General features: G+C 64.1%; 1 protein-coding gene. It reads right to left on the bottom strand.

The features are described from left to right. Nucleotides 1-416 (bottom strand): hypothetical protein (locus tag EOA75_RS33535; protein ID WP_164747789.1); only part of this gene is annotated, 416 nt, incomplete at its 3' end. Nucleotides 417-658: the final 242 nt, after the last annotated feature.

The raw sequence follows: 658 nt of genomic DNA, 5'->3' as shown, positions 1-658 counted from the left end.
ACTTCGATCACCTTTTCTACCGCCGGCGGCAGCGAAGGCATTTCGGGCCGCTCGACTTGTCTTATGTCGCCACGCTGCTTACCCGCCTTGGGGCGACCGAGGCCACCGATTGCACCAATAAAGAAGGCACCGTCCGCGATCACCGGGGCGCAAAAGCCAAACCGACAACCCGGATGGTATTCGAACACGTCCCTCTGCGGCTTAACGGTTATTCCGCGCGAGTCGCCGTCCCACTGGCCAAGCCGTGCCGGCTGTGGCGCTGCGTCGTCTCCGAGCCGCGGCTGTGTCGCCGGCAGAGCGAGATACGCGTCGAGTGATCGCGGATCTGGGTTCTTCCCGCGCGGCCTGCCGTCCTTGCGGCTGCGGTCGACGGAAAGGCCCTCCGCAACATAGTTGTCGTTGGCGGCCAGCGGCAACCGCTCGCGCGCTATGAGCCACAGTGCGGCTGCGCCTGCAGCGTCATGCTTTTTCAGCCAATTCAGCGTCGGCCTGCCGCCACGGTAACGAACGCGCACCGCGGCTTGCTTCGGTTCGGGATGTTTCCTCAGGAAGGCGTCTGCCTCCGCCAAGATTTGCTTGCGAGCAGATTGCATCACGCCGCCACCAGCCTCCGATAAACCGCCAGTTCACCAGGCATAGGCTCGCCGTCCGCCTGGTA

Source organism: Mesorhizobium sp. M1A.F.Ca.IN.022.07.1.1 (assembly GCF_003997575.1).
Taxonomy (GTDB): Bacteria; Pseudomonadota; Alphaproteobacteria; order Rhizobiales; family Rhizobiaceae; genus Mesorhizobium.
Note: the sequence above shows the minus strand (reverse complement) of the source record. Positions and strands in the feature narration are given on the sequence as shown.